A 13,787-nucleotide genomic window follows, 5' to 3' on the forward strand; every position below is an offset into this window, starting at 1 on the left:
TAAGGAGTGTAGAGAATGTTGGATCCAGCACAGCGCCGGCAATACGGCCTTGGATCGATGATTTTGGCCGCCGTGTTCGTGGCAGTCTCTGCCGGCGCCGGCGTGGCGAACGCCGTTCGCCGCGACGCGGTGGTCGAGCAGGTGAAGACTTCCGACCAGGAATGCGAAGCGCGGGTCCGGGCGCTCGGCGCGACATCCGTCAGCCGCACGGAAACGACCATCACTGCGGTATGGTCGTCGCTGGAAGGGGGTTACTCCACGCTTGGTGATTCCTCGGCGGCTGCAATGTCGTGCCCAGGTTGGAAGATGACAGGATTCTGCATGGGACAGGAATGTCCCACGCCGGGGGTGAAGCTCGAACTCGGCAGGGTCTCGTCCGAAGAAGAATAATTTTTCCTGGGGGGGCTTTTGGCCGCGCAGGAACTATTGTAAATTTACGCAAGGAAAAGCTGAGCTCCCATCGGAGGGGTCGGCAGCGAGCGCTGAGAATTCCGGGACGTCAGCGTCGCACATCGTGACTGGTTCTGTAGGGGGGGACGAACTGTCTACCTAGAGAGCGGTTAAGCGTCCTGGGATTTCGTGTGGGGCCCAATCCCGGGCCCGGTCAAAGGGAAACATTCATGTCGAACGTGCTGATTGGCATCATCGGTGTCATCCTCTTCATCGGCCTGGCACTCGCCGGCGCTCTCTACCTCGGCCCGCGCTTCCAGGAGTCGGTCAACAACAGCCGTGCCTCCGCCGCAGTGCAGGCCGTCAACCAGGTCGGCAATGCCGCGAACATGGCGAACACCACGAACGGCACGACCGTATTCGCCGTGCAGACGTCCGCAGCGACTGCGCTGCAGACCGCGGGCTTTCTGAAGGCCGTGCCGGTGAACCCGACGGGCGGCGCGGCGATCGAGCTGATCAGCGAGACCGGCACGCAGGGCGCGGCGGTACCCGCGCGGATCGTCGCGATGAAGCTCGGCAACAATGCCGCTGAGATCTGCGAAGCGATCGCTCGGCAGTCCGGTCAGACCATGCCGACCTCGGGGCCGCCGACCGGGACTGCAGTCCCGACGACCACCCCGTCCGGCTGCTTCCAGGCGACGGGCGCGGTCGGTACGGCGATCGCGTCGGGCGATCACGTCGCCTTCGCTCGCATCTAAGGCAAATGGGCCGATCCGACACGGGTCGGCCCACCGCTGCTCTGGGTCGGCTTGAGCTTGCCAAGGTGAAGAAAGCGGGGGCCGAGAGGCTCCCGCTTTTTTGTAGGAGAAAACGATGTCAAACGTGATCATCGGGATCATCGGGGCAATGATGGTGATCGGCCTCGCGCTGGCCTCTGCCACCTACTTCGGACCGCGCGTGACGCAAACCCACAATCAGGGCGACGCGCAGCTTGCGATCGAGGCGGTGAGCAGCGCCGCCAACGCCATCCGTGTGCGGGACCTGGAGAAGAGTTCCGTCTTCCAGAGCGGGACGGATCTAAGTTCCCTGAATCCCGACTATCTCCCTGAAGCACCTCGCAATCCCTTCGGCGGCCCGGCGCCAATGGCTCTGAACGCAACAGGCGATACAACGGGCGTGGCCCATTTTGTCGCGTTGAAGCTGGCTGGGCTCAGAGCAAGCAAGATATGTGATGAGATCAGCAGGCAGACCGGCGGCCCGGTACCCGCGCCGGCCGGCGCTATGAGCTACCAGATCGGCTGCGTAGGGATTTCTACCACCATGAGCCCTAACCTTCTGGCAGGTGATTACATCGCCTATGCGAGGCTGTGAGTAGAGGCGGCTGGAGGGATCGTCGATGTCGAACTTGGTGACGGGCTTCATAGGCGCGAACCCGCTGATCGGGATCGCCGTGGCGACGTTCCACTATGCCGGCCCGGATGTTGATGAGATGCAGAACAAGCAGCGCGCGCTCGAGCTGCGCCAGGCTGCGACCCAGATCGTCTCCGTGGCATCGATGCGACAGGTTGAGAATGGCGCCGCCTTGGTAGCCCGCACGCCAATCGCGTCATTGCGCGAGAGTGGCTATCTCAAGGCGGTACCGGTCAATCCGTTCATCGACCGTGGCGGCTATCCGTTCCAGCTGCTCTTCTCGGGAGATCTCGAAAGCACAGGCTACTATGCCGACCTGGTCTTCCTGAGCATCGGGAGAACTGAGGAGGCTCGGGCGGTCTGTGAAGCTGTGAATTTCCAGGCGCAGGGCAAACCCGGTGTCGACGAGATCCCCACGGTGTTTGGCAGCGATGTTCGTCCCGTTGTCGTGAGAGAAAGCGGCTGCTTCCGGATGCACGATGTTGGGGTAAGCGGCGCTGCAGCGTCCCATGACTATGTGGTCTATACCCGCCTCTAAAAGATCCACACGAAACTCTCGTTGCGGCCTCGCCCGATCTCGCGTATCCAGAATTATTCCAGAAACCCATGCGGGGAAACGCGATGGCGTCGAAGTCCAGGAAGTCGCTTGCCGACGGCGTGAGCATCAAGAAAGTGAGCAGGGGCGTGAAGCTGGCGGATGCCGGCTTCGCGGCGGCTTTCTTTGCGGCAGCGCTCTACACTGGCTGGTGGTTCTGGTACGCATCGGCGGCGTTCTGCGCATTCACGTCGTGGTATGAGCCGTTCGACAAGTTGGCGAAGGCCATCGGCCGCAAAGGCCTTACGATCAAGACCACGAGATAATCTGTGTCGAACGTCATCATCGGTCTAATTGGGGTGATCCTCGCGATCAGCCTCGCCCTCGCGAGCGCCATCTACTTCGGGGATCAGTTCCAGGAAGGGAAGGTCGAGGTTGAGGCCATGAGCTACCTCAACGACGTCGGGCAAATCTCGAGGGCGGCGCAGCAGTATGCCAGCGAGAAGGGCAAGGCGCCGATCGAAGCCGGACGAGAGCCGATAGAGATCCTCGTAAGCGAGAAGTACATGAAGAACGGCTCGCTGGCGGACTCGACCTGGACGCTGCAGGGGCGCGCGCTGCTTCGTGACGTACCCGGCGACCTCGCTAGGGCCAACAAAATTTGTGCAATCGCCCGCGCCAAGGCGAAGATGCCGACGCCCAACAACATTCTAAAATGTGACGGGTCGAACGCGCCCGGCGGCGTGCTGTCGCCGCGCGACCCGTGCTGTTTGAGGTAGGATCATGGTAGCTTGGTTTGTCATTGCCATCGCGACGCTTGGCCTGTTGGGCTACATCGCGGTGAGTTCCGCTCAGACGATTTCGGTCACGACTGACGCTGCGGGCCGGGTTGAAACGGTCAGGCGTTTGGATAGTGTCGTGAACGCCATCCTCGTGCGCGCAGCCGCTGCGGACGGTACGGGCGCCATTTTCCTGCCTGCGGGTGCTGCCAACCCTGCGGGGCAGGGGTACGGGTTGCCGGCCGATCTCGCGCCAACGGCGGTGACGCCTTTCGGTCAACGCTTCGTCTACTGTCCATTCGGATCGGCAACCGGCACCGGCGCTGCGGTTACCATCTCGAACGCTAATGGCACAAGTTACGGAATAGCGACCACGACCCTCTCCGGGAGGGCATACGTGACCGGCGGGCGCCCTGGTTACGCCGGATTGGCGGCCATGCCGAATCTGCTTGGCTATGTGCTGGCGCCGCGGACGAAGCTCTCAGCGACGCCGAGTTGCAACGAAGTGGTCTACGACCCGGGCTCGCGCAGGTTTCAGGCGCCAGACGCGATCGTTCGCCCGATCGTTCGCGACGGCGGTGTCGACGAAGCGCGTACGGTGAACTCTCGCAAACTGGTGTTTTTCGTTGCGCCGGGGGCCTCCGGCTCTGGCGCCTCTGCATCTGATCCGGCAGATTTCCAGACTGCTCTCGACTATTATCAATCGAGGCGTCCTCTCGCGATGACCATACAGGCTGCGGCTGGCAATTATGACTTCAACCCCGGCTCGGTGACCACCGATGGGTTCGCCGACCGCTCAGACCTTACCATACGGGGCGCAGGACCTACGTTATCGGTCTTCCGGTCAACCGCTCAGGGCTGGATGAACATCTCTGGACGGCTCACCCTCGACGGCGTCGGTTTCGACCAGTACGCCTTGATCCGCTCGTACAACGGGGAAGTCGTAGCGCGAAACATCACGGCTGGATCGATCCGCGGTGATCACGCGCTGATCACTCTGTTTGGAACGAACGTATTCAACAGCGGCGCCACCTACGGTTTGACGCTTTTCAACGGCGGATCGATCGAGGCGCAGGGTGCAGATATCACCATCGGGACGACCCTCGGCATCATGATCGCGCAGAACGGGCGGCTGACGCTCTCGGGATCTATCCTCAGGGCTGCAGGGCCAGTTCTGCTGTATGACGGCGCCGAAACCAACTTGAAGAACAACACGATCAATTACACGGCTGCGGTGAATCCGGGGCTGTTCGTGCAAAAGAGCAAGGCGACGCTGAGCGGAAACGTGATCTCGTTCGCTGGCTCTGCTCCGGTTGGAATTTCGCTGATGAACGGGTCGATCTTCGAGATGTCGAATGGCTCAATCAACGGGGCAGTTGTCAATCCAGTGGTGGACTCCGGTGCGCTCTCGGTTTCTGGATCTGGCACCCAAATGCGATCCTCGGGTGCTTGCTGGGCTGGAATCCTCTTCGGTGACTCGGTTGGAGCCTCCAGCGCTGTCCGAGCAGACGACGCGCTGCCCGCGGTCTCAACTCCAGCAACGGGACCGGAAGTGCAGGCTTACGCCGCCGCGCAAGCGAACAACGCTCGGCGCGGCGCTCGGCGCAGTACGAATACGTCATCCTGGACCTGCCTGAACTAGGAGGAAACGCTCCCCGCCGAGGAAGATTTCTGGATTAATGCTTTCAGGCGGGGAAAAGTCCCTGTAGCGTCATCAAGAGAAGGCGGCTGCGGCTGCGGTGAGGGAAAAATGTTCAGTTTCATTCGGCGCGGCGGTGGCCGCAAAGGCAGCCTGTCTATCCATGAAGGCGCGCTCGCAAGACAGCAACTGCTGAGCCGGGCGTTGGGAGATCGACCCAAACCACCTTCCGAGTCAGCCGGCGCGGCCGACGTGCCGAGCTTCTTGGTTGAGAAAAACCTTCTAGAGGTTGGCGCTGCCCGCTCGGCGATCATGGAGTCTCGCGCCCGCAATGTGCCCGTGTCGCAGGTCCTGGGCGAAACGGGTGCCGTCCCGCGCGAGAAGATCGTTGCTGCAATCGAGAACACGGACACAGGCCGGCTGGCGCAGACTCTGGACTTCGACGTCAGTCTACCGAAGAAGGTGATACGCGAGCTCAAGATCGTCGTTCACGCTCAAACCGACACGAAGCTGATGCTCTCGTCGCTCTCTAGCATCTCGCTCGTTCGCCAGGCCCTGGCGCCCTACGATGATCGCGAGATCCACGAGGTCCCGTTCTCGTACCAGCGGTGGGAAGAATTTGAGCAGGGAATAGAGCGCATCTCGGAGCCGGGAGAAGGGAAGGTCGACCTCGGGACCGATCTCTACGCCGATTCGATCATCCCGAAAGGGACCGAGGATGCGGAAGTGCTCGACATCCTTCTCGATCGCGCGGCGGCGAACGGTGCCTCGGACATCCATATTCATCCCGAGAAGGCGGTTTACGAGGTCTACCTGCGTATTCACGGCAAGCGGATGCTCGTCCATAAGTGGAAGCTCGATCAGTATCACCGCGTCTGTGCTATGGTGAAGGATCGCGCGAGCGTCGATCCGCTCGAAACCCGCGTGCCGCAAGACGGGTCGTTTTCGACAGTTGTCCGAGGCCGACCGTTCGACGTCCGCGTCGCGACGATCCCGACTGCCGGCAAAGAGCAAATCATCATGCGCGTGCTCGATCCGCGCCGGGCGCAGATGCCGCTGACCGCGCTCGGAATCACTCGTGTCGACGAGTGGCGGATGATCAACGAGCATCGAAACGGGCTGGTCCTGATCGTTGGTGCAACGGGGTCCGGCAAAACGACCACTCTCAACGCGACGGTTCGAGAGATGCCGCGCATGGAGAAGGCGGTCTACACGATCGAGGACCCGGTCGAGTATCGAATTCCCGGCGTCACGCACGTCCAGCTGAATGATCAGGTCGGCCTCGATTATCCGCGGGCCATCAGGGCGTTCATGCGAGGCGATCCCGATGTCATCATCGTCGGCGAAATCCGCGACCCGATGACCGCCGCGAAGGCGATCCAGGCAGCCGAGACGGGGCATTTGGTGCTTGCCACCATCCACGCCGAAGGTGTTGCGATGGCAATGCAGCGTTTGAAGGGGCTCGGAGTGCCAATCGAGGACTGCGAGATGCTCCTGCGTGGCGTGCTCGTCCAGTACCTCGTTCGGACGATCTGCCCGACGTGTGACGGAGCGCGCTGCGTCGAGTGTTTCGGCGAAGGCTACGCAGGCCGCACGGTCATCTCGGAGATCGCCCGCGTGCGCCGCCCATCTGACGTCGCCTTGATGATGTCTTCCGACGAGGCCGACTGGTACTGGGAACCGCTCTGGAAGGATATCGAGCTCAAACTGCTCAACAAGGTGACGGACGGCGCGGAGATCTACCGGACCTTCTCCACTGGTATGGAGCCGTGGGCAGAGAAGTCAGAGGTGCTCCGCGCCGTTTGGACCGAAGAGCGCGCCAAGCGGCATATCGTTGCGGACAAGCTGGCTGTTGCCTCGATGGAGACCCTCTCGGGCGAGGAGAAGGAGCGTCAAAGGCGCATCGCGCTTGCGAGGATCGCACGCGGCCCCGTGGACGATGACGATGATGATGATCTGTCTGGCGAGGAGGCGGAAATCGGTGCCGCCTCCTGGTCCGCTGAATAGCGCGTAGAGGACCGGATGGGAAACATCATCGTCTCGTTGCTGACCCTGATGATGACGCTGGCGATGATGTCGTTCGGCGCATACTCGAGCTTCTACGCCGCGCAGCGGGCCAAGGTGTCTACGGTGGTCGGGCGAACGTTGGAGCGGCAGCTAATCTACCTGGCAATGACTCGGGAGGACCTTGGGCGGGTTCCGACTGCCGGTGAAGTTTTGCCGGCCCGGATCAGCGGGGAGGATGGTGGAGACATCTCCTACTTCTACGGAACTGGTGCCGGGTACGGATACGTCTGTGCTCGGACCGAGCGTCGCGGCTGGAGGGAGGAAGCTTTCCAGCGGGTCCGCGATCAGCGACCCGGAGCGCTCTACGGTGGAGATTGCGACACGAACGGCGCCCCGTCGGGGACGTACGTCTCGGTAACGGTTAGGATAAGCTAATGCCGACGTTTGCGGTTACAGTTCGTGACAACACGACGATCAAAAAGATCCCGGTTGTCGCAAAATCGCCGTCCGAAGCGCGATTCATCGCGCAGCGTCAGGGCGTCGTCATCACAAGCCCGCTCGAGATCAAAGAGCGGCAGGGCGGCGGCTTGTCGGCTGCAGAGCGCTACATCTTCCTGCACCAGCTCGCGACGATGAACATCGCCAAGGTGCCGCTTACCACCGGTCTTCAGATCCTGCGGCAGAGTCACGGCGGCCGGATCGGCAAGGCAGCTGCATCGCTTGAAGCTGGCGTCGCGGCAGGGCGTCAGATCTCCGACCTGATGTATGAAGACAAGCGCAACTTCCCTGGCGCAGTGGGACTGCTCGTCAAAGCCGGCGCGCAAGGAACAGGCGGCGCCGCGGCGTCTCTCAAGAAAGCGGCTGAATTCGAGCGGCAGATCCTTGGAGCGTCGACGAAGGGTGCGAAGGGCATCTATCAGGCTGGCTTCTGGGTCGTCGTGGCGACCATCAGCCTCTTCGCATGTCCGCTATGGCTGACGCCCTACCTTAAATCCTCGCAGCTCTTCACGCTTACAAAGACGCCGATCGAGTGGGGCTGGCTCGACATGGTCGCGTACGCGACAGCTGCGTTGACGATGCTCTTCATGATGTTCGGAATGTTCCTGTTCTTCCTCATCACGGTGGGCCAGCGCATTTTCCCGCACTTCTCCGACGCGGTCGTCATGCGCTTGCCGTTCCTGAAGGACATCATCTTCACGCGGGACAATTTCGTTTCTTTGTACCGCTTCAGTCTCATGGTGAAGGCTGGCGTTACGCTGGAGGAGTCGCTGGAGACAACGCTCTCCGACACCCGAAAAGGCGCGCTGAAGGACGATCTCACGCGTGCGCTGCAGAACGTGAAAACCGGTCAGCCTTGGGCGGCGGATTTCCGCACCGTCCACCCGACGGACAAGGCGGCTTTGTCGATGGCGACGGATAAGGAGCGGCTGGGAGAGATCTTGGAAGAGGTCGCCGACCAGAACAAGGCGATCTACGTACGCAGGCTGGAATTGATGCAGCCGATCATGGGAGCCATCGGCGGATTGTCGATGATTCTCGTCTACGCGATTACAGGCTTGTATTCGATAGTTCCGTTCAGCGAGCTGTTTGGTGCGTTGATGCAAGACGCCAGCGGATTCTGATACTTACGGACTCGATAGAGGATCTATGATCGAACAATCTAATCGAGTCGGAGCACAATACTCCTAGAAGAGCACCGAGGGAAGATGCCTCCGCCCCGGTCCCTTCTAAGAGAACAAAAAAAAGGGGCGCCGAGAGGCGCCCCTTTTTGCGTGTAAACTCGAACCGCCTTTTACTGGAGGATGGTCTTTAGGGTTTCGTACGGGATCGCCCCAGGGATCGCGCGACCGTTGGCGTAGACCATGGGGGTGCCGGACACCTTGGCCTGCTTGGAGAGGTCCGAGTTGTAGGCGACCTGCTTCTTGGCAGAGCCATCGGCCAGCGCACGATCGAACTTGGCTTTGTCGAGCTTCGCCGCAGCCACCAGATCCGGAATGAGCTTGTCCGCTTCTGCGACATCCTTGGCGCTATGGTGGATGAGGAAATCGTGGGCCGCGCCGAACTTGCCCTGCAGATGTGCGGCGGCCGACAGTTCCGCGAGGCGCTCGGAGCCCGGGCCGAGGATCGGCGAGTGAACGAGAAGGACCTTCACGTTGCCGTCGGCGACCAGCTTACCGACCGTCTCCGAGTGGAATCGTTTGCAGAAGCCGCAATTGTAGTCGAAGAACTCGATCACCGGCTTACCGGTAGGAGCGCCAACGAAGCCCACCTGGTCATCGCCGGCGATGATGGATTTTGCGATCGGACCGGCCGCAGCGGCGAGCTGTTGCTCCCGCGCCTGGTTCTGCATCTGTTGGTGCTTGTTTAGCGCGTTGATGACGATCTCGGGGTTCTCCTCGAGGATCTTTCGGATCTGCTCGACCGAGATGGTTGGCTGGGCGGCGTTGGCGGCGATCGCGCTGGCGTGAGTGCCGGCGAGCCCGATAATTGCGGCTGCGGAGGCGACGACAATCGAGCGACGAAGGGCATGGGTCATGCGTTGTTCCTCTTGGTGCTGTGCGAGAGCTGTACCAGACACATCTGGATTTTCTTTTAAACATCCTGGCGAGCGGCCGAGCTCGTACAGGCATTCTTCCTCATAGACGGGAACCGCCGCGTCGGCGCTCAATCAGTAGCGTCTTCGGAGATGAAGTCAGATCGACGCTTCAGGAAGGCCGCTTGCACCGCGAGTGGGATCGCCGGCTCTGTCGCAGAGATCCCCGGATAGCGATCGGAATGCGGGTGCTTCGCGCGAGCTGCTTGACGATCGTGCTCGAGCTTCTCCGTCAGATGCTCGCGCATGACCTTTGCGTAGAGCCGATGGCGCTGAGCGCGTTGGTGAAACTTGAGCTTCTCGGGCACCAAAAGCGCCTGAGCCTCCAGGGCGTCAAGCTCCTGAGCACGATCCTCGTGCCAAAGGCATGCATCGAGAAACCCCCGTCCATACGCGTCCTCCCCGCCGTCGGGGATGTCGAGGTCGTCAGCGAGGCTGTTCGCGGCTTCGGCGCGAGCGTTGTCCATGGCGGTGTCGTAGGCAGCGCGCGCCAATTTGATGGCGTGGACCTCGTCATTCCCCTCGGCGCGCAGACGCTGGATCATGCTATCGAAACCGGCGAAGGCGTCCGGGTCAATCTGGCGTGCAAGGGCGTCCAGCGATGTGCCAAGATCGTGGGCAGTGGCTGAAAGGAGCGTGGTCTCGAACTCCGAGGCAAGCTCCTCTGCTGCTTGGGCTTTGGCCTCCAGCTCTACGCTGAGGGCGGGGTTCGCGGATAGGTGCGCGTGAGCGTCGTCGCGGTACGACTGCGCATACGATCGACAGGTGCGGACAACCGCCGCGACGGATACCGTTTGATCGGACATGAAGATCCCCTTGGCACCTATTATGGCCGAGGAAGTTTTCTCGGGAAAGCTCGATCAGAGAACTTTCATCTCCAGCACGTCAGGATGTTGTGCGATGGCGGCCTGAACGTCGGGGGTGAGATTGAAGCACGCGGGCAGGACCTTGCGGGCCTTCTTCTCCCCGAGGTCGATCATGATGTCTAAACGGTCCTGACCGCGGCCGGCGGAGGTGAGGACGCGTCGCAGGTCCTCCCAGTTATGGCTTGCCTTGATGTCGAGGCGGATACGCTGCGGCGTTTCCGCTTTGCGGAAGGGCTTGGCCTGGACCATGCGCCACCGGCCCTCGTTGGGCTTCTTGGCGATGTCCGCGACGATGATCTCGCCGTTGTCGACGAGGGTGGCGGCCGCAGTCGCGGCGAAGTCCTGGTCGATCACGCACTCGATCTCCGCCGATGCGTCCGAAATCTTGGCGAACGTGGACGCTCCCCGTGCCGATTTCGAGGAGCTTTCAACGCGAACGAGCACCGTGATCGCTCCGCAACCGACGAACTCGTCGATTTTGCCGAGTGCGACGCCGGCGTGGCGGCGGAGGTCAGACCAGGCGTTCGCGAGGGGATGCTCGTCGAATGAGATGCCGATCGCGTCGATCTCAGCGGCTCGCTTCTCATCTCGGGAGAGGTCGTCGACCTTCGGGCAAGCGGGCGCAACGAGATCGAAGAGTAGGCTCTGCCCAGATTGGCCGCACTCGAATTTGAGGCATGCGACAAGATGCTCAGCGGCAGCCTGGCGGTTCTTGTTGAAGACGTCGAGCACGCCCGCGGCCGCGAGAGCTTTGGCCTGCTGTGACGCGTTCCCATGAGGTGCCAGCGCCTTCGCCAAATCCTCGATAGACTTGATGCCCCGGCCGTGGGTGGCGGCTGATAGGGGAGCGGCGTAGCCGCCCAAGCCTTTCACGGCGCCGAGACCCCATCGGACGGCTGGCTGGCCGTCAGCTGTGACGTCCGGCTGAAATGCAACGCCGGACTTCTCGAGGGATGGGGGGAGCAGCTCGATGCCACGTTCGCGGGCTTCGCGAACCAGCTTGCGCAGCTTGTCGAAATCTTCGGCGTTGTAGGTAAGCGCGGCTGCATAGAATGCAGCGGGGTGATGCAGCTTCAGCCAAGCTGACTGCCAGCAGAGGAGAGCGTACGCTGCTGCGTGAGACTTATTGAAGCCGTAGCCGGCGAACTTGTCGATGGTGTCGAAAAACTGGATCGCGCGCTCGCGACTGATGCCGAGTGTGCGATGCTCGTGGATCTCGACGATCGTGACAGGCTCGATCGATATGATCACCGCGGCGCCGGCATCCTTGGCTGCCTGAGCGGTGAGGGCGTCGCCGCCGTCGGCTCGCTTCAGCTTCCTGTTCGACGGGATGCGCAGCACTTTGCCATCGTGAGTCTTCACAGAGACGTGCGAGACGATGCAGCCCTCGATGAACGTCTCGCGCTGCGCGTCCATCTCCGCTTGGATCTTCTTGCCCATCGCTCGGCGAAGCATGTCGGCGCCGCCGAGCGTATAGCCGGCGAGAATCTGGGCCATCTGCATGATCTGCTCTTGGTAGACCGGAATGCCCTGGGTCTCGCTTAGCAGGCTGGCGAGGGCTGGATGGGGAAGCTGGAGGGGCTCCAACCCCGCTTTTCGAGCGGCATAGGTCGGGATGTTGTCCATCGGACCCGGCCGGTAAAGCGAGATGATGGCGATGAGGTCCTCGAAGCATGTGGGCCTGACTTGCTTCAAGGCCTTGACCATGCCCTCGGATTCGAGCTGAAAGATGCCGTGGCAGTAGCCCGCATTCAGCATCTCGAAAATCCCGTCGTCGTCGAACGGAATGTCCAGGATATCGAGATCAGCGTGCTCGGCATTCGAGGCACGGACATGCTCGACTGCGGCTTTGATGATGGTGGAGGTTTTCAGGCCCAGGAAGTCGAATTTGACCAAGCCGGAATCCTCGACACCCTTCATGTCGAATTGAGTGACGAGATCATCGCCAACGCCGGGATCGCGCATAACGGGCACGACCTCTCCCACGACGGGATCCGCGATGATGATGCCGGCGGCGTGGCGGCCGTGCTGTCGAACGAAGCCTTGCAGCGCTTCGCCCAGCTTCAGTGCGCGGTCGAGGTTTGGATCTTTCTTGAAGAAAGCTCGGACCTCAGGTGAGAGATAGCTCGGAGACTCAGGATCGGTCTCAGCGAGCGAGTAGGGGGCGTTTCCGGGCAGGTATTGCGAGGCGGCATGCGTGGCGCCTGCCGAGATGCCAAGACAACGAGCGGCGTCCCCGAAGGCCGAGCGCGATTTCCAGGAGCCGTGGGTGCCGATCGCGACGACGCGGTCCTCGCCGTACTTCTCTCGAACATACTGGATCGTCTCGTCTCTGCGGCTCTGGCAGAAGTCGACGTCGAAGTCGGGCAGGCTGACGCGTTCGGGGTTGATGAAGCGTTCAAACAGGAGGCCCCAGCGTATCGGATCGAGGTCGGTGATCCCCATTGCCCATGCGACGGCGCTGCCAGCGCCCGAGCCGCGGCCGGGGCCGACTGGAATGCCTTTGCGTTTGGACCAGCCGATAAAGTCGGCGACGATCAGGAAGTAGCCGGCGAAGCCCTGTTTGCAGATGATGTCGAGCTCCGAGGCGAGGCGTGCGCGGTACTCGGCTTTAGCCTCCTCCGGAATGTTCGCGATGCGCGTCTCGTAGCCGGCCGCCGCAAGTTGGCGGAGCATCTCGTCTTCGCGCCCCTGGGCATCCGGGAAGCGGGGTAGCATCGGCTTCTGGGATTGCGGTGCCGCGTCCGCGCTGCAGCGGAGTGCGAGTCGCGCGGCATTCTCAAGGACCTGTGGGGCGTCGGCAAAGAGGGCGACGAGCTCGGCGCTGCTTTTGAAATGCTGGCCGTTTTCGGGCCGGACCAGGTTTGCGTCGTCGATCAGCTTCTTGTGGTCGATTGCGCGGAGCAGCTCGAGCAGCTCGTAGTCTTTGGGCGAGCCGTAGGCGGCGGGTGAGGTCCCGACCAGAGGGAGGCTGTAGGCGCGCGAGATCCGATCGAGCACGGCTTCCGAGGCTCGGCGGCCGGTCGTTCGCGAGATCTCCAGATACAAGCGATCCTGAAACAACGGCATCATCCGCTTGAGCCAGTTGTTCGCCACCGACTTGTCGTGGTCGACCATGTTGAGGAGAGCTGAGCCTGGCGCTCCGGTCAGCAGGATCAGGCCCTCGGAGTGGGCCTCGAGGTCATCGTCGTCGATCGCAAGTGCTTCGGACGCCGCTTGGCGACGCGATAAGGCCAAGAGATTTGCCCAGCCCTGCGCCGTCTCAGCGATGAGCGTGATGCGGCCAGCCTCGGCATCGAAGTCGCAGCCTACGATGGGCTGGACACCTTCCTTTCGCGCAGCGGAGGCGAACTCCAGGGCTCCGGCGAGGCTGCGGTGATCGATAAGACCGAGCGCGGGTTGGCTCTCCTTGACCGCATAGCTCGGCATCTTCTTCGCGACGAGCGCGGATTGCATGATCGAGTAGGAGGAACGCCCGCGCAGATTGATCGCGGGAAGGGCATCGGCCGGAAGCGTCATTTCTTACTCTCAAAAGCGGAACGCACAGCGTCAAACACGGAACTGCCCC

The 13,787-nt window shown here is 61.8% G+C and carries 13 protein-coding genes; 10 read left to right on the top strand and 3 right to left on the bottom strand.

Features of this window, described 5'->3' with window-relative positions; all coding sequences use genetic code 11:
* The first annotated feature begins 15 nt into the window (after positions 1-15).
* The 10 genes from ETR14_RS26220 (at position 16) to ETR14_RS26265 (ending at position 8,382) form a co-directional block, all read left to right on the top strand.
* Entirely contained in the window at positions 16-390 is a 375-nt protein-coding gene (locus ETR14_RS26220) for a hypothetical protein (protein WP_129392539.1), read from the top strand.
* A 230-nt stretch (positions 391-620) separates the two neighbouring features.
* Positions 621-1,148: a hypothetical protein gene (locus ETR14_RS26225; RefSeq protein WP_129392541.1), complete on the top strand. Its 528-nt coding sequence runs from the start codon at positions 621-623 to the stop codon at positions 1,146-1,148.
* A gap of 115 nt (positions 1,149-1,263) precedes the next feature.
* Entirely contained in the window at positions 1,264-1,761 is a 498-nt protein-coding gene (locus ETR14_RS26230) for a hypothetical protein (RefSeq protein WP_129392544.1), read from the top strand.
* 25 nt (positions 1,762-1,786) lie between these two features.
* Positions 1,787-2,338 (top strand): hypothetical protein, encoded by a 552-nt coding sequence (locus tag ETR14_RS26235; RefSeq protein ID WP_129392547.1) that lies wholly within the window; start codon positions 1,787-1,789, stop codon positions 2,336-2,338.
* An 83-nt stretch (positions 2,339-2,421) separates the two neighbouring features.
* Positions 2,422-2,661, top strand: a complete 240-nt coding sequence (locus tag ETR14_RS26240; protein ID WP_129392550.1) for a hypothetical protein — start codon at positions 2,422-2,424, stop codon at positions 2,659-2,661.
* A gap of 3 nt (positions 2,662-2,664) precedes the next feature.
* Complete coding sequence (locus ETR14_RS26245; protein ID WP_129392553.1) at positions 2,665-3,114, top strand: hypothetical protein; 450 nt, start codon at positions 2,665-2,667, stop codon at positions 3,112-3,114.
* Positions 3,115-3,118: 4 nt separating this feature from the next.
* Complete coding sequence (locus ETR14_RS26250; RefSeq protein ID WP_129392555.1) at positions 3,119-4,756, top strand: hypothetical protein; 1,638 nt, start codon at positions 3,119-3,121, stop codon at positions 4,754-4,756.
* A 108-nt stretch (positions 4,757-4,864) separates the two neighbouring features.
* Positions 4,865-6,760, top strand: a complete 1,896-nt coding sequence (locus ETR14_RS26255; RefSeq protein WP_129392558.1) for a GspE/PulE family protein — start codon at positions 4,865-4,867, stop codon at positions 6,758-6,760.
* Between the two features lie 15 nt (positions 6,761-6,775).
* Entirely contained in the window at positions 6,776-7,195 is a 420-nt protein-coding gene (locus ETR14_RS26260; RefSeq protein ID WP_129392561.1) for a hypothetical protein, read from the top strand.
* On the top strand, positions 7,195-8,382 hold the full coding sequence (locus ETR14_RS26265; protein WP_129392564.1) for a type II secretion system F family protein: 1,188 nt from the start codon (positions 7,195-7,197) through the stop codon (positions 8,380-8,382). Before ETR14_RS26260 ends, ETR14_RS26265 begins: the two co-directional genes overlap by 1 nt.
* A gap of 170 nt (positions 8,383-8,552) precedes the next feature.
* Here the strand turns inward: ETR14_RS26265 and ETR14_RS26270 are convergent, their stop codons facing one another.
* The 3 genes from ETR14_RS26270 to ETR14_RS26280 all read right to left on the bottom strand — a co-directional run bounded on the left by ETR14_RS26270 (position 8,553) and on the right by ETR14_RS26280 (position 13,738).
* Positions 8,553-9,296 (bottom strand): DsbA family protein, encoded by a 744-nt coding sequence (locus ETR14_RS26270; protein WP_129392567.1) that lies wholly within the window; start codon positions 9,294-9,296, stop codon positions 8,553-8,555.
* A 128-nt stretch (positions 9,297-9,424) separates the two neighbouring features.
* A complete protein-coding gene (locus ETR14_RS26275; protein WP_129392570.1) occupies positions 9,425-10,159 on the bottom strand; it encodes a hypothetical protein in 735 nt (244 codons plus the stop codon).
* Positions 10,160-10,213: 54 nt separating this feature from the next.
* On the bottom strand, positions 10,214-13,738 hold the full coding sequence (locus tag ETR14_RS26280; protein WP_129392573.1) for a DNA polymerase III subunit alpha: 3,525 nt from the start codon (positions 13,736-13,738) through the stop codon (positions 10,214-10,216).
* Between the last annotated feature and the right edge of the window lie 49 nt (positions 13,739-13,787).

The organism is Sphingosinicella sp. BN140058 (assembly GCF_004135585.1).
GTDB lineage: Bacteria > Pseudomonadota > Alphaproteobacteria > Sphingomonadales > Sphingomonadaceae > Allosphingosinicella.

Coding starts and splice junctions, on each gene's coding strand:
- ETR14_RS26220 (WP_129392539.1), top strand. CDS start 16: ATGTTGGATCCAGCACAGCGCCGGCAATACGGCCTTGGATCGATGATT.
- ETR14_RS26225 (WP_129392541.1), top strand. CDS start 621: ATGTCGAACGTGCTGATTGGCATCATCGGTGTCATCCTCTTCATCGGC.
- ETR14_RS26230 (WP_129392544.1), top strand. CDS start 1,264: ATGTCAAACGTGATCATCGGGATCATCGGGGCAATGATGGTGATCGGC.
- ETR14_RS26235 (WP_129392547.1), top strand. CDS start 1,787: ATGTCGAACTTGGTGACGGGCTTCATAGGCGCGAACCCGCTGATCGGG.
- ETR14_RS26240 (WP_129392550.1), top strand. CDS start 2,422: ATGGCGTCGAAGTCCAGGAAGTCGCTTGCCGACGGCGTGAGCATCAAG.
- ETR14_RS26250 (WP_129392555.1), top strand. CDS start 3,119: ATGGTAGCTTGGTTTGTCATTGCCATCGCGACGCTTGGCCTGTTGGGC.
- ETR14_RS26255 (WP_129392558.1), top strand. CDS start 4,865: ATGTTCAGTTTCATTCGGCGCGGCGGTGGCCGCAAAGGCAGCCTGTCT.
- ETR14_RS26260 (WP_129392561.1), top strand. CDS start 6,776: ATGGGAAACATCATCGTCTCGTTGCTGACCCTGATGATGACGCTGGCG.
- ETR14_RS26265 (WP_129392564.1), top strand. CDS start 7,195: ATGCCGACGTTTGCGGTTACAGTTCGTGACAACACGACGATCAAAAAG.
- ETR14_RS26270 (WP_129392567.1), bottom strand. CDS start 9,296: ATGACCCATGCCCTTCGTCGCTCGATTGTCGTCGCCTCCGCAGCCGCA.
- ETR14_RS26275 (WP_129392570.1), bottom strand. CDS start 10,159: ATGTCCGATCAAACGGTATCCGTCGCGGCGGTTGTCCGCACCTGTCGA.
- ETR14_RS26280 (WP_129392573.1), bottom strand. CDS start 13,738: ATGACGCTTCCGGCCGATGCCCTTCCCGCGATCAATCTGCGCGGGCGT.